Below are 21,275 nucleotides of genomic sequence, written 5' to 3' on the forward strand. Positions count from 1 at the left end.
GCTCCAAGAGGATAACCTCTTAGGAGCGGCGCTTTTTTTTGTTTACCATAAACTTGCAGGTCGTTCATCCTCAAAGTGCACCGATAGGAGTTTTTCTCGTTTCAGGGGACAACCGACGTCCTTTGCCATAAGGAATGCACATGGGCGTGCCGAATATCGGATCGGTTGCCACCTGGCATTTCAGGTCGAATACCTCCTGGATAAGGCGCTCGTTCATAACCGATTCCGGCTCTCCCTGTGCATGGATAAGGCCGTCTTTGACGGCAACGATGTGATGCGCATAACGGCAGGCAAGGTTGATATCGTGAAGCACCATGACGATCGTTCGTTGTTCCCGCTCATTCAATTCGAATAGAAGATCCAAAATTTCAATTTGATGCGTCATGTCGAGGTAAGTCGTCGGCTCGTCCAGCAAAATCGTTTGCGTATTCTGGGCAAGCGTCATCGCGATCCATGCCCGCTGCCGTTGACCGCCCGAGAGCGAATCGACCGACCGAGCAGAAAATTCGTCCATATGAGTCGCTTCAAGCGCCCTACTCACCTGTTTCTCATCTTCATGCGACCATTGCTGCAGCCAGCTCTGATAAGGATAACGGCCTTGCTTCACCAGCTGATGGACCGTCAGCCCTTCGGGGGCAATCGGACCTTGAGGCAGGATGGCCAACCGGCGCGCGACCTCCTTGCTCGATAGCTTGGCGATTTCGCTGCCGTCCAGCATTATAGCGCCGCCTTGAGGCTTGAGCAGCCTGGCCAGCGAACGGAGCAGCGTCGATTTGCCGCAGCCGTTGCTGCCTATGAAGACCGTAATTTTGCCTTTCGGGATCGCGAGATCGAGCTCGGCGAAAATCGGTTTTTGGCCGTAGGCTAAGGTTAGGTTTTTGGCTTGTATGGCGGTCATGAGACTCACTTCCTTTTCCTTGACTTGAAAACGTCGATTAAGCTCTATTGCGGTGTCGGTACAATAAGTAAATGAAGAATGGCGCGCCTATGGCAGCCGTGAAGACGCCCGCAGGAATATCAAGCGGTATGAATGCCGTTCGCGCGACCAGGTCCGAGAGCAGCAGCACCAGAGAGCCGATAAGACCGGAGACGGGTATGACGCCGCCATACGCAGGTCCTACGAGCTTGCGGGCAATATGGGGCGCCATAAGCCCGATAAAGTTGATGGCGCCTCCGATAGCGACTGCCGCGCCGGCGAGCGCAACGCTGATAATAAGCAATATCGTTCTTTGGACATTCACCCGGCTGCCGACGCTCGTTGCGACTTCATCGCCAAGCTCCTGCACGTTCAGATGCCTTGCATACAGCAAAGCGACGGGGAGCAGAACGATAAGCCATGGAAGGAGCGTCCTGACGTCTCTTTCCCAAGATACGCCGTATATGCTTCCCGTCATGAAGGTAAACGCCTTAACCGCTACGGCGGTCGGCGTGAACGAAGCGGTAAGAATGAGCATGTACGTAAGCGCCGTTAACGCGGTAGCCATGCCGATGCCGATCAGAACGAGCCGCATAGGCGTAATGCCTTTGCGATAAGCGAATAGATAGATCAGAAAGGCGGTCGCGAATGCGCCGGCCATCGCACTGAGCGGCATGAACCGAACGCTAACATGCGAGAAATATAAGATGAAAACGACGGTGCCCAGCGAAGCGCCTCCCGAAATACCGATCACATCCGGCGAGGTTAGCGGATTACGCACAATACCCTGCAAGAGAGCTCCGGCTACCGCTAGCGCAGATCCGACGAGTACGGCAATGATGACTCTCGGCAATCGCAACGACAATATAATCATCGAATTCGTGCTGTCGCCGATTCCGAGTATCGTCCGGGCAACTTCGAGCGGACTGATATAGAGGCTGCCTAGCCCGGTACAGACTACGATAGCCGCAAGATTGGCGATGATTAACATGCCGATGACGAAGGCCGTCCGACGATTGATTTGATAAGACATAACACGGTTGCGAATGGTGATCCATCGGTTCATATTAAGAACGCCCCCCTTGTCTCGCGATATACACAAAGAAAGGGATACCTAGGATGGCGGTCATGACGCCGACGGGAACTTCCTTCGGAAAAGCGATATAACGCGATCCGATATCGGCAGCCAGCAGCAAAATGCCGCCGTAAATCGCGCAATAAGGGATAAGCCACCTGTAATCGATGCCTACCATGTAACGGACCAGATGCGGGATTATAATTCCGATAAAAGCGATCGGCCCTGCCATCGAGACGGAACCGCCGGCGAGCAATACGATGAGGATGCCGGCTATGAGCTTAATGTATATCGTTTTTTGCCCGAGGCCGACGGCAATATCGTCTCCCAACGCAAGCACGTTCATATGTCTGGCAAGGAAGAACGCTCCGATTAGAGCAAATAGCATGAACGGAGCTGCCGCCTCATAAATGGACATGTCGCGGCCTGCAACCGAACCGACAAACCAATAAAGAACTTGGTCGAATGTTTGGCCGCCTGTCAGCAGCACGCCCAACGACAAGGAAGAGAAGAAGGCAGTCAGGGCGGAACCCGCGAGCGTAATCTTGAGCGGAGTCAGCCCGTCGTTGCCGATCGAGCCAAGAACGTATACGAGAGTGGCAGTAAACGCCGCGCCGACGAACGCGAGCGAGGCAAAGGCCGACAAGCCGCTTACGCCGAAGAACGCTGAGCTTATCACTATGAAGAAGGCCGCCCCGGCATTGATGCCGAAGATGCTCGGCGATGCGAGCGGGTTGCGCGTAATGCCTTGCATTAAGGCGCCGGCTACGGCTAAGCTTGCGCCGACCGTGGCGGCGATTAATGCACGCGGCAGTCTTGCCGTCTGAATAATGAGATGCTGCTGAGACGACGCATCATATGTTGTGAAAGATTGAATGATCGTTTGCGGGCTAATGTTGGCGACTCCGAAAGCGATGCTGCAAATGAAGCAAACCGTTAAGACGAGCATGCCGAGCAAAAGGCCTGCTACCCTCCCGGATCGTGTTTCTAGTAACGTATTCATAATTTCCTCTTTCCTACGTTGGCTGCGAATAAGGATACTAGGTCATTTTAGGGGATCGGTATGCGGCTGTCAATGAATCTGAAAATCATTATCAATAAATCGTTGACTTTAATTGTCGACCTTGCTATCATTCGTAAAGGACAACTTGAGAATCATTTTCAAATAGGAAAGGAAGATGGGTATTTTATGTTAAGATTTTGGAAAGAAAAGTTCACTTGGACTGCCGTAACGGCATTGCTTGCGCTGGCGGTCATCGTATCGGGCTGCGGCCAATCAACTAACGGGAACGCAAACGGCTCGGAGACCGAGCAGCCCGGAGATAGCCAAAGCACCGATGTTCGGAAAGTAACGCATGCCATGGGTGATGCGGAAATAACGGGCAATCCTGTTCGCATTATCGTGCTAACGAATGAAGGTACGGAAGCATTGCTTGCGCTTGGCATCAAGCCGGTGGGCGCGGTAAAGTCTTGGACAGGCGACCCTTGGTACGATCATATTAAGGCGGAGATGGAAGGCGTAACGGTTGTCGGCGATGAGAGCCAGCCTAACTTGGAGTTGATCGCAAGCTTGAAGCCGGATCTTATTATCGGCAACAAGTTGCGCCAGGAGGAAGTGTACGAGCAACTGAAAGCAATTGCTCCAACCGTATTCTCCGAGACGCTTCGCGGCGCTTGGCAGTCAAACTTCAAGCTGTATGCCGAAGCCGTTGGCAAAGTCGAGGAGGGCGATAAAGTCATCGCCGACTACGACGCTCGCACGGCAGATTTCAAAGGAAAAGCCGGCGACAAGCTGAACCAAAAAGTGTCCGTCGTCAGATTCATGGCAGGCAAAACGCGCATTTATTTGGGAGATACGTTTACGGGGCTCGCGTTCAGCAAGCTGGGCATTACTCGTCCCGACAGCCAGAAGGGCTACAAAGATACCTTCGTCGAAGAAATTACGAAGGAACGCATTACTGAAGTAGATGCGGATATGCTGTTCTATTTCACGTATGAGACAGGCGACGGAAAAGCAACCCAAATGGAAGAAGAGATGATGAAGGATCCGCTATGGCAAAGCCTTAACGTCGTGAAAAACAACAAGGCGATCCGAGTGGACGATGCGATCTGGAACACGGCCGGCGGCGTCATTGCAGCTAACCTGATGCTGGATGAGCTATACGATATTTACGAAATCGCGAAATAAGACCATAGATAGGAAGAAACAGCCGGGCTGCAATAAGCTTCCGGCTGTTTTTTTACGCTTATAAATGTCTCACTGAAAGCATTCCGTTGCACAAATTGCAATGGATAGGTCAAATTATCCTCCGACCGCCTATGTCTATTGCACTTTGTACAACAGATTGGCTCATTCAGCTTACTTATGATTGTCTTTTATCCGATTCTGTTGCACAAAGCGCAAGGAGAGCGTCTTCTAATAGAGGTGTTATCGCTCATTCTGTTGCAGAAACTGCAATGGACTCATGCTGCCTAATGGCTATAGGAGTCGGAGGCCCAGTCCAACCGACACTAGTCCATCAACTGCTTGAGCTTGCTCTCCGTCGTGGATTCGAGTGCGGGCGTGTATACGCTGCAGCGCAGGTCGGCGCTGCCGTGCACTTGAAGCGAAGTAAGATGGAACAGCATTTTGCCGGCCTTGGCATGACGGAATTGCAGCAGTACCTCGGGTGCGGAGCTGACGCGGCTTTGCTCCCACAACGCATCGAACTTCGGGTGAACCCCGCTCATCTCCTCAAGGAATCGCTCATACCAACCGTCCTCGAAATATTGCCCGTAGTATGCACGGAAGATGGCTAGATAACCGCTGACGAAATGCTCCCAATTAACAGCTAGCCGCTGGAACTCCTTGCGGGTGAACAGGAGCCTGATCATGTTGCGTTGATCGGTCGGAATCTGCTCGAAGCCCAGGAAGACATGGGAGGCGGCCTCATTCCAGCCGACGATCTGGCAATGCCTGTCCGATATGATCGTAGGGCAATAGCGAAGCTCCTTCAGCATGTATTGCAAGGGAGCGCTTAACTCCGGCTGCGACAGCTCCCCGTGCTTGAACGGGGATGCGCCCGGTCCGGCTTCCAGCGCCAGGGCGTACAAATATTTGCGCTCATCGACCGTTAGCTGCAGTGCGGCCGCAATGGCGTCTAGCACCGAACTGGATACCTTGATGTCGCGGCCTTGTTCGAGCCATGTATACCAGGTCGAGCTGACGCCTGCAAGATGGGCGACCTCTTCCCTTCGAAGTCCCGGAGTCCTGCGGCGGCTGCCGGAGGGCAACCCAACGGCTTCGGGCTGAAGTTTCGCCCGTTGCGCCTTGAGAAATTGGGACAATACTTGCAGTCTTGTCGAATGATTCATAGCTAGCAACATCCTTCGTATCATTATCGTGGTACTGATTATACTATAATAAATGACAACTTGTAATAGGATAATATCTATGACATGATAACCTCCATAATCGTTTTACGAGGAGGAGACATGGGTGGAGAGAGTTGTAATTACGGGAATGGGTGTCGTGTCGCCGCTTGGCAATGACGTAGAGAGCTACTGGAGCAAATTGACTGAAGGCGCCTCCGGCATCACGCGAATCGATCAGTTCGATACGACGAGATTCAAGTCGAGAATAGCAGGCGTTGTGAGAGATTTCGATCCCGATGCTCTATTCGGGCGCAAGGAGGCGCGCCGGATGGATCGGTTCACGCAATATGCGCTCGCGGCGGCCGATCAAGCGCTTCATAACGCCGGACTCGCGCTGGAGGACATGGACCTCGAGAGGCTGGGCGTCTATGTCGGGTCAGGCATTGGCGGCATCCAGACGCTGATCGAGCAGGATGGCGTGCTGCGCGAGCGCGGGCCGGAGCGGGTAAGTCCAACGCTCGTGCCGATGATGATATCGAATATGGCCGCCTCAACGATCAGCATCAAGTACGGGGCCCTCGGACCGACCATGTCGCCGGTAACGGCATGCTCGATAGGCAACACGGCCATAGGCGAAGCATTTCGGCTCATTAAGGGGGGATATGCCGATGTGATGTTCGCCGGAGGCGCTGAAGCGGCCATATCCGAAATATCGCTGGCCAGCTTCGGCAACGCCACCTCGCTATCGGCGAGGAACGACGAGCCGCACCTGGCGAGCAGGCCTTTCGACGCCGGCAGAGACGGGTTCGTCATGGCAGAGGGAGCGGGCATCCTCGTGCTGGAATCCCTATCTCATGCCCTAAGGAGGAACGCTGCGATCGTAGCGGAAGTGATCGGCTATGGCGCAAGCTCCGATGCCTATCATATGGTTGCGACACATCCTGAAGGCAGAGGCGCTTATCTCGCCATGAAGGCAGCCCTTCGGGATGCGGATATTCAGCCGGAGAACGTCGATGTCATTAACGCGCATGCGACGAGCACGGAAATTGGCGATAAATCGGAAACGGCCGCGATTAAGAGGCTGTTCGGCGATTACGCCAAGCAAGTGCCGATTACGGCTGGCAAATCGATGACCGGCCATATGCTGGGGGCAGCGGGCGGAGCGGAAGCGATCTCCTTGGCGATGAGTCTAGTGACAGGCATTGTTCCGCCTACGATTAATCAGGAGCAGCCCGATCCGGCATGCGACTTGGATTACGTCCCGAACGTTGCGCGTCACGCCGCTTTAGATATCGGGATGTCCAATTCATTTGGGTTCGGCGGACATAATGCGGTTATTTTGCTGAAGAGGTATAGAAGGTAGACGCTCTGGAAAATATAAGACTTTACGCTTGGCGAGGGTCAACATACTTGCTTCGATGCATAAATGCATGCACCGGGTAAACACTGTTTCTCTAGACCCAAACCGAATTGCTCGGGTATGATACCAATATGTTCATAGATGGTGCGAGTGCGGTCTAATGGCGGCGGCGATGGCTTACGAAACCGTAGGAGGGCATGTTTTGACTGGGTATGATGATATCAAGCAAGGCGAGAAGGGAGCTTGGGTCAGCATTGGCGCTTATCTGGTGCTGTCCGCGCTTAAGCTTGGTGCTGGCTACTGGTTCGCTTCGGGCGCTCTCGTAGCGGACGGGTACAACAACTTAACCGATATCGTGGCGTCGGCAGCGGTGTTGATCGGACTTCGCATCTCGCAGAAGCCGCCGGACAAGGATCATCCGTACGGCCACTTCCGGGCGGAGACGATTGCGGCGCTGATCGCTTCCTTCATTATGGCTACCGTAGGCTTACAGGTGCTAATCGGTGCGGTTAAGTCGTTGTACGCGGCGGAGCGGGAAGCACCGAATCTGATGTCGGCATGGGTGGCGTTGTTTGCGGCAGCCTGCATGGCCGCCGTGTATATGTACAATCGAAGGCTCGCGCTCCGGATAAAAAATCAGGCGCTGCTCGCGGCGGCAAAGGATAACTTGTCCGATGCGCTAGTCAGCGTCGGTGCGGCGATAGGCATTATCGGCGCGCAATTCGGTTTGCCTTGGCTTGATCCTGTTGCGGCAATCGCGGTAGGAGCCATTATATGCAAGACGGCATGGGAAATTTTTTATAGCTCGACGCATGCACTTACGGATGGGTTCGATGCGAATGAGCTGAATACGCTGAGGTCGACGATCGCGCGGACGAAGGGCGTTAAGTCGATCAAGGACATAAAGGCCCGCGTGCATGGAAGTCATGTGTTGATCGATGTGATCGTACAGGTAGATCCTGGATTATCGTTGATCGAGAGTCATCGCATTAGCGACGAGATCGAGAAGCGCATGGGCAAGAAGCACAATATTATGAGCGTTCATGTACATGTCGAGCCGCTGGAAGCAGCGAACCATAACGGCGATAAATAAAGAAGAGCTGTCCCCTGAAGTTTAAGGGGACAGCTCTTTCTGTTGAATGGCGGCATTAGCTGCTGCTGCCGATCGTTTCTTGATTGTCCGTACTTGAAGCTTTGCCGGCTGCAGCAAGCTTCTTCATGCGATGCCTGCGAACGAGCAGGAAGATAACGATGAGCGGTACGCCGCCAATGAAAATGTACAGCGAGACGTCCTTGACCATATGTTCCGCAGCGCGCCCGTAGAAATAAAACAATGCGCCGACCACGTAAAACTTAAGTCCGCGGCCAACCGCGGCATAGCCGACTAACCGCCATAAAGGAAAGTTCAAGCAGCCTGACAGAATCGTGAACACTTTGAAAGGGATCGGAGTGAACGAGCCGATTAGAATGGCGGCTTCGCCGTTTTTCTGGAACCTGTCGGTCGCCGCGTCGATCCATTCTTTTTTGAGAAATTTGTAGAGGACTGACTTCCCCATTACTTTGCCGATGTAGTAGCCGATAGGCGTACCGATCAGGCAGGCGATATAGCCAACCGTAGCGAGCCACAGCGCGGTAGCGGGATTCATGAGACTGAGCGTTACTTGCGAGAAGAAGGCAGGTATGGGAAAGATGACTGCATCGAGAAAAGCGTGGACGGCTAATCCCCAAGGACCGAAGTCGGCCAAAAAATCGACTATGTTTTGAAACATCAACAGGCTCCTTTACCATTTAGCGGACCTGCACATAAAGCTAGCTTATCGAAAAAATAGGCTAAGACTGGAAAAAGGACTTTATATGCTTAATCTGGTTTGAGTTGGTTGGCATATTCAATTTCATTATAGCACACAACGCCTGCTACAAAGTAAATTCACCGAGGCCCATTCCGAGACGGTCTTAGCAATACGGACTAAAGCGCTGCGGGTTTCAGAAAAAAATTCGGAGCTGGTCCGTAAAGGCCGCAGCCCCGCCTATCCGCATTACTCCCTTGTCTGCCTGCGCGACACGCCGCTTAACTGGGCGGCTTGGATGACGCGGCGGCGAACCTCCTCGACGACACGTCCGTTGAATACGCTGGGCACGATGTACATGCGATTTAGTTCATCGTCGCTAATAACCGATGCGATCGCTTCCGCCGCCGCAACCTTCATCGCTTCGTTAATGACCGTAGCGCGGCTGTCGAGCGCGCCTCGGAAGATGCCGGGAAAACACAATACGTTGTTGATCTGGTTCGGGTAGTCCGAGCGGCCCGTAGCGAATACGGCAACGATATCTTCTGCCAGCTCGGGGCGAATCTCCGGCTCCGGATTAGCCATGGCGAATACGATCGGCTGCGGCGCCATCGTCTCGATATGCTCGCGCGTCAGTATGCCTCCTGCCGAAACGCCGATGAAAACATCGGCTCCTAATAGCGCCTCTGCCAGTCCGCCGCTGCGGCGCTCCGAATTCGTATTCGCCGCATACCATTGCCACATCGGGTTGTCGTAGCTTCGATCCGCCGTCAGAATGCCGTCGCGGTCAACGCCTATGATATGTCTCGCTCCACCGGCAATCAGCATCTTCGTGCAGGCCGTGCCCGCGGCGCCGATGCCGCAGACGACGATGCGCGCTTCGGCCAGGCTTCGCTCCGTCAGCTTAAGCGCGTTCAGCAGGCCGGCGTAGAGCACGACCGCCGTGCCATGCTGATCGTCATGAAACACCGGAATGTCGAGCTCCTCGCGCAGGCGCCGCTCAATCTCGAAGCAGCGAGGCGCGGATATGTCCTCAAGGTTAATGCCGCCAAAGGCCGGCGCAAGATGCCTGACCGCCGCGATAATCTGCTCGGTATCCTGCGTATCCAGGCAGATGGGAAAGGCGTCGACGTCGGCGAATTGCTTGAACAGCATCGCCTTGCCTTCCATGACGGGCATTGCCGCATAAGGCCCGATATTCCCGAGGCCCAGCACGGCGCTGCCGTCGGATACGACGGCAACGGTATTGCGCTTGATCGTCAGCGTATATGCCTTGGACGGCTCTTCATATATCGCTTGGCACACCCTTGCAACCTCCGGCGTATAGACGCGCGACAAGTCGTCGCGATTCTGGATCGGGGTTTTGGGCTGGATCGTTATTTTGCCTCCTAGATGAAGCAGGAAGGTGCGGTCGGATATATGAAGCAGCTTAATGCCGGGGAGTGACTTTAAAGCATCTGTAAGCCGCTCTGCTGCGCCTTGCTCGGCAATCTTCACCGTAAGATCGCGAATACTTTTATTTTTGTCAGTATGTATGACGTCAATTGCGATAATATCGCCCTTCGCTTGCTCGATTGCCGTAGCCGCACGGCCGAATTGAGCCGCATTCGTATCGATCTCGAGTCTTAAAATAACGGTCTTGCCGTCTGCCATCTGTGATTTCATCTGCAACAGCTCCCTTCATCAGTTATACTATGCATTTAACCACATAGTATTTATGCTTAAGCAGCGCCCGCAAAAAAAAGAAAGCCGTCACTGCATGGATTGCAGAACGGCTTTCGGACAGCTCATCGGATCGTATTGCTGGTTGCGCTTCGTTAGTAGGCTGTCACGGAATTGTCCCGACGCGTAAGGCTCGTGAATAAGCTTGAACCAGCGATCTACCGTATCGTTGGAATCAAGCATTTCGCCGAAGCCGTTGCTTATAAAGTATTCGCAATTCTCTTCTTCCTGGCCTGGTATCGGTTCATAGAACAGCATCGGAATGCCTTTGCTCATGCCTTCCGTACAAGTCATCCCTCCGGGCTTCGTGACAAGCAGGTCGGAAGCGTCCATTAGCTTGTTCACCTCGCGGGTGAACCCCATAATGCGGACGTTCGGATGCTGGAACAACGGATCGGCGAGCATCTTTTCCTTCATCTTCTCGTTCGACCCGACGCAGAAGATGAGCTGTGTCGTCTCGCGCCACTTGGTCATGTACTCCAGCGCGTTATCCTCATACATGATCCCCCAGCCGCCGCCCATGACGAGCACGGTAGGCATCGCCTTCAAATCGAACTCCTTGCGAACTTCAGCCTTGTCGTATGTATGCCAAAAGTTAGGGTGAACGGGAATGCCCGTAACCAGTATTCGATCGTTGGATACGCCTTTATCGATCAACAGCTTCTTCACCTGCGGCGAAGATACAAGGTACTTGTTGACTTCCTGATTAACCCAAGAACCGTGCGCATCGTAGTCGGTAATGACCGTAAGCAGCTTCATGTCGAGCCCAAGCCGCTTGAGACGAGCGACAACCGAGTTCGGAACGGGATGCGTGCATACGATAATGTCCGGCTTAAGCTGCGATATGACTTGCGAGGTTTGGGTGTAAAACACGCGGTGAAGAGCGAGCTGCGTAAACCGATTAAGTGACTTCTTATAGCCGCTGCGGTACATAAGGCCGACCATCTTAGGCTGCTTGCTGACCGTTTTCCGATAAGCGGACACAATCAAAGGGCCAAGCACCGGGTTCAAAAATTTACCAAGCTCAATGACGCGTGTCTGAATGCCCGGGCTGAGCTGCTTTAACCCGGTTGCAAGCGCGTAAGCTGCTTGCGTGTGGCCGGAGCCGAAACCTTCAGAGAGCAGCAGCACTCTTTTCTTACGCATACATGTCACCTTCTTTTCTATTTCCATATTACGATGCAAGTGCTGTTAACACAAGTTTTATCCAGCTCGGGTTGCTAACATTATGGAAAATAAATTATCCTTAAGGGCATACGCGAGCACGGTCAAGCGGGCGAACCCATTTAATGAGGAGGAAGTTCATGATGGAAAAGATAAATCGAAATGAGCACGACTTTCATGCCGGCGATATGGTTCGCGCGGAGGTGCGCACGGGTCAATATATTGGCGAGCTGGTGGAGCTAAACGGGCCGCGTGCGCTCGTGAAGGTGCTGGCGGTATTAAAGCATCCGGAGCAGGGGGACCTGCATAGTCCTTACAATCCCGATGTGCCGATGTTTCACGAGCGCCGCGCGCTTAGCTATACGGAGAAGACGACTGTATTGCTCCGCGACCTGAAGAGCTATAGCGGTCCGGTCCCCGATTACAAGCAATCGCTGCTTGCCGCGGCGGAAGCCGAGATAGCGGATCTTGACCGTTTGCAGCGGTGGGCTGCCAAAGGCTTGGAGCAATTGATACAGTTGAAGAAGGAATATGATAAGTAAGCAATGATACCCTAGTCGTTCTAAAGTATATCGTAAAAGAGGTTACATATTTATGAAGATTGTTTTAAGCGTATCGCGATAGACAACTTGGAAGCCAAGCCCTTCGGTCAATGCCGCAAGCGGCACGTACGTCTTGCCCGCGCCGTTCTTCTTATAAATGAAAGCGGGATCGGCATTAAGTTTAAGCGTCTTTCCGTTCACCTTGATCGTCGTCGCGCCTATCTGGATATCAACCGTGCGATCCTGGAGCTTGATCGTTGCGATCTGACCCTTGGCGTTCCAGTCGAGCTTAGCGCCGAAGCCGTCGATTATATCGCGAAGCGCAACGTAGGTTCTGCCTTTCATCAGCAACGGTTCATTCGTTGTCGAGAGCTCCGTTCCCTTCACGATGATCGATAGAGGCATGCCGGCTGCCCTTGGCTTCACTGTCCGGTAGTCGCCCCAGGTTGCATTGGTGAACGCTTTAGCGATGACGGTGTAGCCTAATCGGTTCGGGTGAATATCCCCTTTGGCAATATAGGTTAGTCCAAGCTCGTTACCCATGAATCCGTCCGCTATGCCGGCAATCTTGATTTTCAATCCTTCATTGCCTAGAAGCTCGGCCGAATCGGCCAGAATCTCCTGAATCTGCTGAGCGCCTTCAAGAAGAAGCTGACGAAGTTCTTCATCCGGGAACGGGTAAATCGTCGTATTTCCGATCTTGTATGGAGAAGGAACAGGCAAATATTGATCGGCGATGACGATTTCCGCGCCAGGGTTCAGCTTATGAATCAGGCGGAGCGTCGCAAGCAGGTCCGTCTTATAATTTTCCAGCACGGTCTTAAGCTCTGCAGCCGCTTCGGTCTTGCCGTCTTGTCTAACCACTGTCAGAAAGTCGTTGCCGCCGATCGTCATAACGATGAGGTCGGCCTGCGCAAGAGATTCTCGGAGCTGCTTCGTTCCGGCGAACAGTTGGTCCGCCCTGGGATCGGGCAAGCCCTCCTGAACGTCGCTTGCCTCGACCGCATCCGATCCGTCTGCCGCCGCCTCAAGCCAGCGCTTCAATCCGTTCGTCTTCAGTCCGATGACGCCGTAATTGGCGATTTCCGTACGGTTGCCATGGAATAACGATTGTTCATACACTTGCTCGACGAAGCCGTAGGGAACGGATTTCTCCGTGAAGCCAAGCTCGTAGCCTGCGGTTACGGAGTCGCCTATGGCAACGATCCGATAGGCGTCGACCGAAGCGGACGAGCTCTCTTCCACCGCATATGCGGGTACTGCCGAGCCTGGCAGAGATGGTGAAGCCATGACGGAAAGCATGATTGCCGCAAGCAGCGCGAGCTTCGTTCCGCGCACCCGATTCCTTAATTTGCTATACAAAAATTCCACGTCCTTTTGCTAATATGATATGGAGAAGGTTGTCCGAAACGAGACAACTCCCCCTGGTGGTAAACAACTCTTATCACATTCATAAAAATATTAAATTGATTCCGTTTTGGCCTAATGTTAAAATAATATAATAATCGCGTAATGGCGGTATACGGCCCGGGATATGGTCAACATTAAACGGAAGCGCCAGGATAAGAGTCGCAAAGCCGTTTGACAAGAGTGGAAAGGAGCAAGCCGATGTGCTTCGCTGACTACCATTCTATGATAAAACAAGCCAAAAATGAAGCCAACCGCGTCTTCATCCGTGCTTTTTTTCAAAATATAAGAATTTATAAGTTTTACCTTATAACATGCTTATATTTCTCCGGAATGAAACGCGCCGTGCAGCCAGTGGACTGCGTCAGCCGTTTCACCTTGTCATTGCAAGAAAGACACGAACATGCTTACCCAAAAATCTTCTGATAGAGAGGTTGCGCACAATGAAAGAACGTATTTTGGGATTGCCGCCTAAGCAGGGACTTTATGATCCGCAATTTGAGAAAGATGCCTGCGGCATGGGCTTTGTGGCCAACATCAAGGGGAAAAAATCGCATAAAATCATTCGTCAGGCGCTAACGCTGCTCGAGAACATGGAGCATCGCGGCGGACAAGGCAGCGAGCCGAACACGGGTGACGGAGCAGGCATCCTGCTTCAAATTCCACACGCTTTCTTCTCGAATGAGATGAAGAAGCAAGAGATCGAGCTTCCAAAGGAAGGCCAATACGCGGTAGGCATGATCTTCATGCCGCAGAACGAAGCTGCCCGCGAAGCGATCGAGCGCGAGCTCGAATCGATCGTAGCCGAGGAAGGCCAGCCGCTTATCGGATGGCGTACCGTCCCTACGAACGACTCGAAACTTGGCAAATCGGCGCTTGCCGTTAAGCCGTTCGTTCGTCAAATCTTTATCGGCAAGAGCGAGGATCTGCAAGGCAAGGATGATCTTGCATTCGAGCGCAAGCTGTATGTGATCCGCAAACGCGCGGAGCTTGCCATTCGTTTTGCCGGCAAGGAAGGCGGAAACATGTTCTACTTCTCCAGCCTTTCGTCCAAAAAAATCGTATACAAAGGAATGCTTACGACGGAGCAGGTTCGTTCGTTCTATATGGAGCTTAACGATGAGTCGGTCGTTACCGCAATGGCGCTCGTTCACTCCCGTTTCAGCACGAACACGTTCCCAAGCTGGGAGCGCGCGCATCCATTCCATTACTTAATTCATAACGGCGAGATCAACACGCTTCGCGGCAACGTCAACTGGATGCATGCGCGCCAGACGCTGTTCGCTACCGAATTGTTCGGCGACGATCTGGAGAAGATCAAACCGATCATTAACCCGGACGGCTCGGATACGGCGATGTTCGATAACACGCTGGAATTCCTGCATTTGTCGGGACGCTCGCTTCCTCACGTTGCGATGATGATGGTACCGGAACCATGGTCCAACCATGAGGGCATGAGCGATGATCGCAAAGCGTTCTACGAATACCACAGCACGCTTATGGAGCCGTGGGACGGACCAGCCGCTATGGGCTTCACGGACGGCGTTCAGATCGGCGCCGTGCTTGACCGCAACGGCCTTCGTCCGGCTCGCTACTATGTTACGAAGGATGACCATATTATTCTGGGTTCCGAGGCGGGTACGGTTGAAATCCCTGCAGAGGACATTTTGTACAAAGACCGTCTGCGTCCGGGACGCATGCTGCTTATCGACACAAAGGAAGGCCGCATCGTTTCCGACGAGGAAGTGAAGGCTCAGATCGCTGCCGAGCATCCATACCGCGACTGGCTGAGCGAGCATCTCGTTGACCTGGAAGATCTGCCTGACGCACCGGAATTGCCGGAGCCGGATCACGCAACGGTGCAGACGCGACAGCAGGCGTTCGGCTATACGTTCGAAGACGTGCGCAAAGTGCTTGAGCCGATGGCCGGAAGCGGCATGGAGCCAATCGCTTCGATGGGTTACGACGCTCCGCTTGCGGTGCTGTCGGAACGTCCGCAGCGTCTGTACAACTACTTCAAGCAATTGTTCGCGCAAGTAACGAACCCGCCGATCGACGCGATCCGCGAGGAGATCATTACGGCAACGGGTACAACGATCGGACCTGAGCGCAACTTGCTTAACCCGGAGCCCGAGAGCTGCCGTCACATCAAGCTGGATACGCCGATTCTGTCCAATGAGCAGTTCGCGAAGCTCCGCCATGTGCGCCGTCCTGGTTTCAAATCGATTACGCTGCCGATCTTCTTCCCTGCGAACGAAGGCGAAGCGGGTCTCCGCGCGGCGCTTAAGCAAATGTGCGAAGCGGCTGACCGCGTTATCGACAAAGGCCATAATATGCTTATTCTATCCGACCGCGGCGTTGACAAGGAAAATGCAGCGATTCCGGCATTGCTTGCCGTATCGGCTCTGCATCACCACTTGATCCGCCAAGGCACGCGTACGAAGGTTGCATTGCTGCTTGAATCCGGCGAGCCGCGCGAAGTTCATCACTTTGCTTTGCTGCTTGGTTACGGCGTAAACGCAGTAAATCCGTACCTGGCCTTCGAAACGCTAGACGATATGATCCGCCAAGGCTTGCTGCGCGGCGTATCGCATGAGAAAGCCGTTAAGAACTTCATTAAAGCAGCGACTAAGGGCGTTGTGAAAATATTGTCCAAAATGGGTATTTCGACGATTCAATCGTACCGCGGCGCTCAGATCTTCGAAGCGCTCGGTCTGAAAGAGGACGTTATCAATGAATACTTCACATGGACGCCGTCGCGTATCGGCGGCATCGGTCTCGATGTCATTGCCGAAGAGACGCTTAAGCACCATAACCGTGCTTACGCTGTGCAAGAAGGCGCCGAGAGAGAGCTTGACTCCGGCGGCGACTACCAATGGCGCAAGGATGGAGAAGACCACTTGTTCAGCCCGCAGACGATCCACACGCTGCAAATGGCATCGCGTGCGAACGACTATAAGCTGTACAAGAAGTTCTCCGCGCTCATCCAAGGCGAAGACAAGAAGCATCTAACGCTTCGTTCGCTGCTTCAATTCAAGGGCGGCCGCCAAGCGGTTGCGCTCGATGAAGTCGAATCGGTCGAATCGATCGTGAAACGGTTCAAGACGGGCGCTATGTCGTTCGGCTCGATCAGCAAGGAAGCGCATGAAAGCCTCGCGATCGCGATGAACCGTCTCGGCGGCAAGTCGAATACGGGCGAGGGCGGCGAAGATCCGGCGCGCTTCATTCCGGACGCGAACGGCGATTCCCGCCGCAGCGCGATCAAGCAAGTCGCATCGGGACGTTTCGGCGTAACGAGCAACTACTTGGTGAACGCCGATGAGATTCAAATCAAGATGGCCCAAGGCGCCAAGCCGGGTGAAGGCGGACAATTGCCAGGCCTTAAAGTATATCCATGGGTTGCCGAGGTTCGCGGCTCCACGCCTGGCGTAGGTCTTATCTCGCCTCCTCCGCATCACGATATTTATTCGATCGAGGATTTGGCTGAGCTGATCCACGATCTGAAGAACGCTAACCCGCGCGCTCGCATTAACGTGAAGCTCGTATCCGAGGTTGGCGTAGGCACTATCGCTGCCGGCGTTGCCAAAGGTCGCGCCGACGTCATCATGGTCAGCGGCTATGACGGCGGTACGGGCGCATCGCCAATGGGTTCGATCCGCCACGCGGGTCTGCCGTGGGAGCTTGGTCTTGCGGAGACGCATCAGACGCTCATGCTCAACAACCTGCGCGACCGCGTAACGGTTGAGACGGACGGCAAAATGATGACGGGCCGCGACGTAGCGATCGCCGTATTGCTCGGCGCTGAAGAATACGGCTTCTCTACTGCTCCGCTTATCGTTCTCGGATGCGTCATGATGCGCGTATGTCAGCTCGATACTTGCCCGGTCGGCGTAGCGACGCAAAATCCCGAGCTTCGCAAGAAGTTCATGGGCGATCCTAGCCATGTCGTTAACTACTTGCGCTTCATCGCCGAAGAGCTACGCGAGATTATGGCTGAGCTTGGCTTCCGCACTATCCAAGAGATGGTTGGACGCGTCGAGCTACTGGAAACGAAGGAGCTCCTTGACCACTACAAAGCGAAGGGCATCGACCTCTCCGGCATGCTGTATCAGCCTGAGATTCCGAAGGATGCAGCCCGTTACTGCGTACAAGAGCAGAACCACGGCCTTGAGCTTTCGCTTGATATGCAGAAACTTGTGCCTGGCGCACAAGCGGCTCTGGAGAGCGGTGAGCGCGTAAGCGGAACGTTCCCGATTCTGAACACGAATCGCGTAGTCGGAACGATTCTGGGCAGCGAGGTTACTCGCCGTTACGGCGCGAAAGGCTTGCCGGAAGATACAATCTCGTACCACTTCGTAGGCACGGCCGGCCAAAGCTTCGGCGCATTCTTGCCGAAGGGCATTACGCTCTCGATCGAAGGCGACTCCAATGACTATGTCGGCAAAGGACTTTCCGGCGGCAAGGTCATCGTCGCTCCATCGCCGAAGGCTACCTTCGTAGCCGAAGAGAACGTCATTATCGGCAACACGGCGCTGTACGGCGCTACTGACGGCCAGGCGTACATCCGCGGTATCGCTGGCGAGCGCTTCGCGGTTCGTAACTCCGGCGTTAGCGTCGTCGTCGAAGGCGTTGGCGATCACGGCTGCGAGTATATGACAGGCGGTCGCGTCGTTATTCTTGGCGGAACGGGACGGAACTTCGCAGCTGGTATGTCGGGCGGCGTCGCTTACATCTACGATGCGAACGGCGACTTCTACAACCACTGCAACATTGAGATGGTGCTGCTTGAGCGTCTGGAAGAGGAAGCGGACATTGCCGAGCTTCGCGGAATGATCGAGAAGCATGTCCAGTATACGGACAGTGCTATCGGTACGCGCGTTCTGAACGATTGGGACGTTTCGCTTACTAAGTTCGTGAAGGTTATTCCGAAGGACTACAAACGCATGCTGGAGCAGATCCGCAAAGCCGAAGACACGGGCTTGCAAGGTGAAGCAGCATTGCTCGCCGCATTCGAAGCGAATAAGAAAGAACTCGCTCGCACGGGCGGCAAATAAATCGCATAGGCAAAGGGACTGCGCTAAGAAGCTGAATCAGCTTTTTGGCGGCAGTCCCTTTTTTTCATACCATACGTTATGATTTTTCGACAAAATGCACCCAAAATAGAAAAAAGCCGCAACCATTAAACGACAGTCTCTATCGGCGGACTGGTTTATAATGGATTTATTGCAGCTTATAGGTCTATTAAGAGGTATGGGAGACGATTGTGCCAGTGAGTGACCGAAAGAATCAAGCCGATGAAGATAAGGAAAAAGCACAGTCCGTTGTGCTGCTGGATGTTTCGACGATATTAGCGGAGATGGGCATTCAAGACGAGAATTGGGGCGAGGAGCACTTAGAATCTTGAACGTCTCGCTCTGATGAAGGTAATGAAATGCTTCGTCTCTTCGGGCGTTAGCAGCCTACCGTCAAGCGCGAGGCTGTACTTGCTTAGCAACTGCTCGTCCGCCAGATCGAGCCGATCGACGAAGCCGCGAACCTCTTCCGATAGAACCTGCTTGGGAATTAAAGTCCGTCCAACCAGATAATCGATTGTGACCTCATACAAGTCTGCGAATTTAGCCAACAATTCGTTGCTGACTTCCCTCCGATTTTTCTCGTAATGCGATAATGAGGCGCGAGAGATACCGAGCTTAGCTGCGGTCAATTCCTGTGTCCAGCTCCGCATAATTCTCGATTGAGCGATTCGGTCGCCGATATTCATTGATCCTTCCCCCTATGTCCGATGATCCGCCACCTACTTTCATCTTAATACGAAGATGAAAGATTTGCATGCTTTTCTATTGAAAATGACGAAAAACATTTCATAGAATAGGAGGAATGCAACATGTCGCTGCAAGTCAAAGATTATTCCAGGGCGCATATCCGCTTGCGTTTCCAAGAAGGCGTAGAAGCAGAGCTTCGACTGATGGACAAGCGTGGGCAGCTGCTGTCGCGCGGAGTGAACACGGTAATGCTAATGAATCTGAGTCATGAAGGTTTATGCTTCGCCAGCAGCGTTCAGCTTCCGGTTCAGGACAATTACATGGTCGATATTCGAATGACGATTAACCAGATTCCCATCGTGCTGCGAGGTACGATCAGGTGGAACAAGAAGCATGAGGATGGCTATTTTCACGGCGCGTCCTTCCAATCCTCCGGCTTGCTGCGATCCCTGCTCGTCAGAGTCATGAATCAGGAATTGCTCGCGCAGCAGCCTCAGCAGTTGAAAATTCATCAATCCTATCAGAGATTAGTTCATTATAGCAATTGGAAACGACTACTTGGGCAACCCGCGCTGGCAGGGGGGCGCGGCCATTGAAAATAATTTGTTTAGCTGGCGGACCGGGCAAGCGGCTATGGCCGCTGTCGGGCAGCACTAGGGCGAAGCAATATCTATCCGTGCTGATTGGGCCTGACGGCGAACTGGAGTCCATGGTGCAGCGCCTATGGCGTCAGCTTGGCGATGCCGGCCTGCAGGAACATACACGATTCGCAACGAGTATGGAGCAAATGGAACATATGAAGCGTCAGACTGGAGAGAGGACGCCGCTCATTTTGGAGCCGGAGCAACGCGGGACATTTCCCGCTATTGCGCTGGCTGCTTCGTATCTATACTCCATCGCAGGCGTCTCGCTAAACGAGACAGTCATAATCATGCCGGTTGACGCATATGTTGAAAGTGATTTTTACGATTGGATTCAGCAGCTTCCAAATCGGCTTCGCGAGAGCGGTTCGCAGCTTATGCTGATTGAAACGGCACCCAAATCTGAGATGGAGCATAGATCGCCTTCGAACAACGGGATATTCGCATTTTCTCTCGACTATATGATTTCGAAGCTGATCGCGCTTCGCCTTCCTATTCATTACGATGAGCTGTATAAGCAATATTCGAAGCTATCAAAATCCAGCTTCGAGACGGAAGTTGTCGAGCGTGAGACATCGAGTTCGGTGATCTCCTACAGCGGCGTATGGAGAAATCTAGGATCATGGACGACGATGTCGGAGGAAATCACTTTTCGTATGGGCTGTACATGGGACGAGGTCATGAATGAATCGAACTTGGTGTAGGAGTAGAACGTATGAAGGTCGTGGAAGAGCGCTTGGGACTGCCTGCAATTATAGCGGCTATCGTTGAACGTCAGGGTGAGATCGATGTGACTTGTTATGGTGATGCCATGTTCCCGCTGCTGCGCGAAGGCAATATATCAACGTTCACCAGAGTGAAGGAGAAAGAGCTTCAGCCAGGCGATGTCTGCTTATATGCAAGCGCGGAAGGCGAACTGCTCATCGAACGAATAGTCGATGTGGAGAAAACGAACCATGTATCGCGATATATTTTCCGAAGCGATACGGGTGGAATCAGGAGAACGCCAATCGGCTTCGCTAGTATTATTGGCAGGCTGTATGCCGTCCATCGCGATGGAAGAGCGGTATTTGCGCATGGCTGGCAGGCAAGGCTGTTGGAATCGGCTGCGCTGCAGCTGCCCTTGTGGCCAAAGTTGGCAAAATTCGCTGCGAATAGACGTTATCGACGAAATGAGGTTATCTGATCGTAAGAGACTGAGGAAATAGATACATATTGTAACAAAAGGTGAGAGATTGATCCGTTTATCAATATAGACAAGAGGGAGCGATCTATCCAATGAATCGAATAGATGAGCGTTTTTATTGTGTAACATGTGGAGAACTGGTCCCAAGTCCCGAGGCTAATGTCCAATTTCGAACCGGTTTTTTCAGAATCGTGCATCCGATGTGCTTCTGCACGGCATGCAGTCGGAAAGAAGAGAAGACGGCCGACACGATAAACGCGAAATTCGATCACTATGACTATAAAATGCTCCTTCGATCGGATGCCAAGGTTGCAGAGCACTCCGATCATTTGTACTAAGACCAACGATTATGAAGCCCT

18 protein-coding genes are annotated in these 21,275 nt (G+C 53.1%); 9 read left to right on the plus strand and 9 right to left on the minus strand.

What is annotated here, in order from left to right:
* Positions 1–70: 70 nt before the first annotated feature.
* Genes J2T14_RS13390 through J2T14_RS13400 form a run of 3 tightly spaced genes read right to left on the minus strand, consistent with a single transcriptional unit; the run spans position 71 to position 2,994 of the window.
* The gene (locus tag J2T14_RS13390; protein ID WP_307471497.1) at positions 71–898 is read right to left on the minus strand and encodes an ABC transporter ATP-binding protein; all 828 of its coding nucleotides are present in this window, start codon (positions 896–898) and stop codon (positions 71–73) included.
* Between the two features lie 37 nt (positions 899–935).
* Positions 936–1,982 (minus strand): FecCD family ABC transporter permease, encoded by a 1,047-nt coding sequence (locus J2T14_RS13395; protein ID WP_307471499.1) that lies wholly within the window; start codon positions 1,980–1,982, stop codon positions 936–938.
* Position 1,983: 1 nt separating this feature from the next.
* Complete coding sequence (locus J2T14_RS13400) at positions 1,984–2,994, minus strand: FecCD family ABC transporter permease (protein WP_307206643.1); 1,011 nt, start codon at positions 2,992–2,994, stop codon at positions 1,984–1,986.
* A gap of 186 nt (positions 2,995–3,180) precedes the next feature.
* Between J2T14_RS13400 and J2T14_RS13405 the strand changes: the two genes are divergently transcribed.
* Positions 3,181–4,179, plus strand: coding sequence for an ABC transporter substrate-binding protein (locus tag J2T14_RS13405; RefSeq protein ID WP_307471501.1), 999 nt, complete (start codon positions 3,181–3,183; stop codon positions 4,177–4,179).
* 323 nt (positions 4,180–4,502) lie between these two features.
* Here the strand turns inward: J2T14_RS13405 and J2T14_RS13410 are convergent, their stop codons facing one another.
* A complete protein-coding gene (locus J2T14_RS13410) occupies positions 4,503–5,345 on the minus strand; it encodes a helix-turn-helix transcriptional regulator (protein WP_307471503.1) in 843 nt (280 codons plus the stop codon).
* Between the two features lie 124 nt (positions 5,346–5,469).
* Between J2T14_RS13410 and fabF the strand changes: the two genes are divergently transcribed.
* Both fabF and J2T14_RS13420 read left to right on the plus strand, forming a co-directional pair.
* A complete protein-coding gene (gene fabF / locus J2T14_RS13415) occupies positions 5,470–6,708 on the plus strand; it encodes a beta-ketoacyl-ACP synthase II (RefSeq protein ID WP_307471505.1) in 1,239 nt (412 codons plus the stop codon).
* Positions 6,709–6,907: 199 nt separating this feature from the next.
* On the plus strand, positions 6,908–7,798 hold the full coding sequence (locus J2T14_RS13420) for a cation diffusion facilitator family transporter (RefSeq protein ID WP_373458149.1): 891 nt from the start codon (positions 6,908–6,910) through the stop codon (positions 7,796–7,798).
* 55 nt (positions 7,799–7,853) lie between these two features.
* On the opposite strand, the gene J2T14_RS13425 is transcribed toward J2T14_RS13420, so the two are convergent.
* The 3 genes from J2T14_RS13425 to J2T14_RS13435 form a co-directional block, all read right to left on the minus strand.
* Complete coding sequence (locus J2T14_RS13425; RefSeq protein WP_307471506.1) at positions 7,854–8,474, minus strand: YqaA family protein; 621 nt, start codon at positions 8,472–8,474, stop codon at positions 7,854–7,856.
* Positions 8,475–8,741: 267 nt separating this feature from the next.
* Complete coding sequence (locus tag J2T14_RS13430) at positions 8,742–10,157, minus strand: NAD-dependent malic enzyme (RefSeq protein WP_307471508.1); 1,416 nt, start codon at positions 10,155–10,157, stop codon at positions 8,742–8,744.
* 87 nt (positions 10,158–10,244) lie between these two features.
* Positions 10,245–11,360 (minus strand): MGDG synthase family glycosyltransferase, encoded by a 1,116-nt coding sequence (locus J2T14_RS13435; RefSeq protein WP_307471510.1) that lies wholly within the window; start codon positions 11,358–11,360, stop codon positions 10,245–10,247.
* Between the two features lie 158 nt (positions 11,361–11,518).
* Between J2T14_RS13435 and kapB the strand changes: the two genes are divergently transcribed.
* Complete coding sequence (gene kapB / locus J2T14_RS13440) at positions 11,519–11,920, plus strand: sporulation phosphorelay system protein KapB (protein WP_307471512.1); 402 nt, start codon at positions 11,519–11,521, stop codon at positions 11,918–11,920.
* A gap of 42 nt (positions 11,921–11,962) precedes the next feature.
* Here the strand turns inward: kapB and J2T14_RS13445 are convergent, their stop codons facing one another.
* Positions 11,963–13,282: a stalk domain-containing protein gene (locus J2T14_RS13445; RefSeq protein ID WP_307471514.1), complete on the minus strand. Its 1,320-nt coding sequence runs from the start codon at positions 13,280–13,282 to the stop codon at positions 11,963–11,965.
* A gap of 488 nt (positions 13,283–13,770) precedes the next feature.
* Here J2T14_RS13445 and gltB point away from each other — a divergent pair, with 488 nt between their 5' ends.
* Positions 13,771–18,381, plus strand: coding sequence for a glutamate synthase large subunit (gene gltB / locus J2T14_RS13450; RefSeq protein WP_307471517.1), 4,611 nt, complete (start codon positions 13,771–13,773; stop codon positions 18,379–18,381).
* A gap of 215 nt (positions 18,382–18,596) precedes the next feature.
* A complete protein-coding gene (locus J2T14_RS13455) occupies positions 18,597–18,731 on the plus strand; it encodes a hypothetical protein (protein WP_307471519.1) in 135 nt (44 codons plus the stop codon).
* Here the strand turns inward: J2T14_RS13455 and J2T14_RS13460 are convergent.
* Positions 18,720–19,088 (minus strand): helix-turn-helix domain-containing protein, encoded by a 369-nt coding sequence (locus J2T14_RS13460; protein ID WP_307471522.1) that lies wholly within the window; start codon positions 19,086–19,088, stop codon positions 18,720–18,722. The two genes, J2T14_RS13455 and J2T14_RS13460, sit on opposite strands and share 12 nt — an antisense overlap.
* A gap of 123 nt (positions 19,089–19,211) precedes the next feature.
* Between J2T14_RS13460 and J2T14_RS13465 the strand changes: the two genes are divergently transcribed.
* From J2T14_RS13465 to J2T14_RS13475, 3 genes are read left to right on the plus strand one after another with little or no spacing between them, the layout of a single operon-like run.
* Positions 19,212–19,685, plus strand: a complete 474-nt coding sequence (locus J2T14_RS13465) for a PilZ domain-containing protein (RefSeq protein WP_307471524.1) — start codon at positions 19,212–19,214, stop codon at positions 19,683–19,685.
* A complete protein-coding gene (locus J2T14_RS13470) occupies positions 19,682–20,434 on the plus strand; it encodes a sugar phosphate nucleotidyltransferase (RefSeq protein ID WP_307471527.1) in 753 nt (250 codons plus the stop codon). The genes J2T14_RS13465 and J2T14_RS13470 overlap by 4 nt, the downstream gene beginning before the upstream one ends.
* Positions 20,435–20,445: 11 nt before the next feature.
* Positions 20,446–20,916 (plus strand): hypothetical protein, encoded by a 471-nt coding sequence (locus J2T14_RS13475; protein WP_307471529.1) that lies wholly within the window; start codon positions 20,446–20,448, stop codon positions 20,914–20,916.
* Positions 20,917–21,275 lie beyond the last annotated feature (359 nt).

Origin of the sequence: Paenibacillus harenae (genome assembly GCF_030812415.1) — a bacterium.
Classification (GTDB): Bacteria; Bacillota; Bacilli; order Paenibacillales; family Paenibacillaceae; genus Pristimantibacillus; species Pristimantibacillus harenae_A.

Bases quoted from the DNA above. Each gene is read 5' to 3' on its own strand.
- J2T14_RS13390 (WP_307471497.1), bottom strand. From the start codon at position 898: ATGACCGCCATACAAGCCAAAAACCTAACCTTAGCCTACGGCCAAAAA.
- J2T14_RS13395 (WP_307471499.1), bottom strand. From the start codon at position 1,982: ATGAACCGATGGATCACCATTCGCAACCGTGTTATGTCTTATCAAATC.
- J2T14_RS13400 (WP_307206643.1), bottom strand. From the start codon at position 2,994: ATGAATACGTTACTAGAAACACGATCCGGGAGGGTAGCAGGCCTTTTG.
- J2T14_RS13405 (WP_307471501.1), top strand. From the start codon at position 3,181: ATGTTAAGATTTTGGAAAGAAAAGTTCACTTGGACTGCCGTAACGGCA.
- J2T14_RS13410 (WP_307471503.1), bottom strand. From the start codon at position 5,345: ATGAATCATTCGACAAGACTGCAAGTATTGTCCCAATTTCTCAAGGCG.
- J2T14_RS13425 (WP_307471506.1), bottom strand. From the start codon at position 8,474: ATGTTTCAAAACATAGTCGATTTTTTGGCCGACTTCGGTCCTTGGGGA.
- J2T14_RS13430 (WP_307471508.1), bottom strand. From the start codon at position 10,157: ATGAAATCACAGATGGCAGACGGCAAGACCGTTATTTTAAGACTCGAG.
- J2T14_RS13435 (WP_307471510.1), bottom strand. From the start codon at position 11,360: ATGCGTAAGAAAAGAGTGCTGCTGCTCTCTGAAGGTTTCGGCTCCGGC.
- kapB (WP_307471512.1), top strand. From the start codon at position 11,519: ATGATGGAAAAGATAAATCGAAATGAGCACGACTTTCATGCCGGCGAT.
- gltB (WP_307471517.1), top strand. From the start codon at position 13,771: ATGAAAGAACGTATTTTGGGATTGCCGCCTAAGCAGGGACTTTATGAT.
- J2T14_RS13460 (WP_307471522.1), bottom strand. From the start codon at position 19,088: ATGAATATCGGCGACCGAATCGCTCAATCGAGAATTATGCGGAGCTGG.
- J2T14_RS13465 (WP_307471524.1), top strand. From the start codon at position 19,212: ATGTCGCTGCAAGTCAAAGATTATTCCAGGGCGCATATCCGCTTGCGT.
- J2T14_RS13475 (WP_307471529.1), top strand. From the start codon at position 20,446: ATGAAGGTCGTGGAAGAGCGCTTGGGACTGCCTGCAATTATAGCGGCT.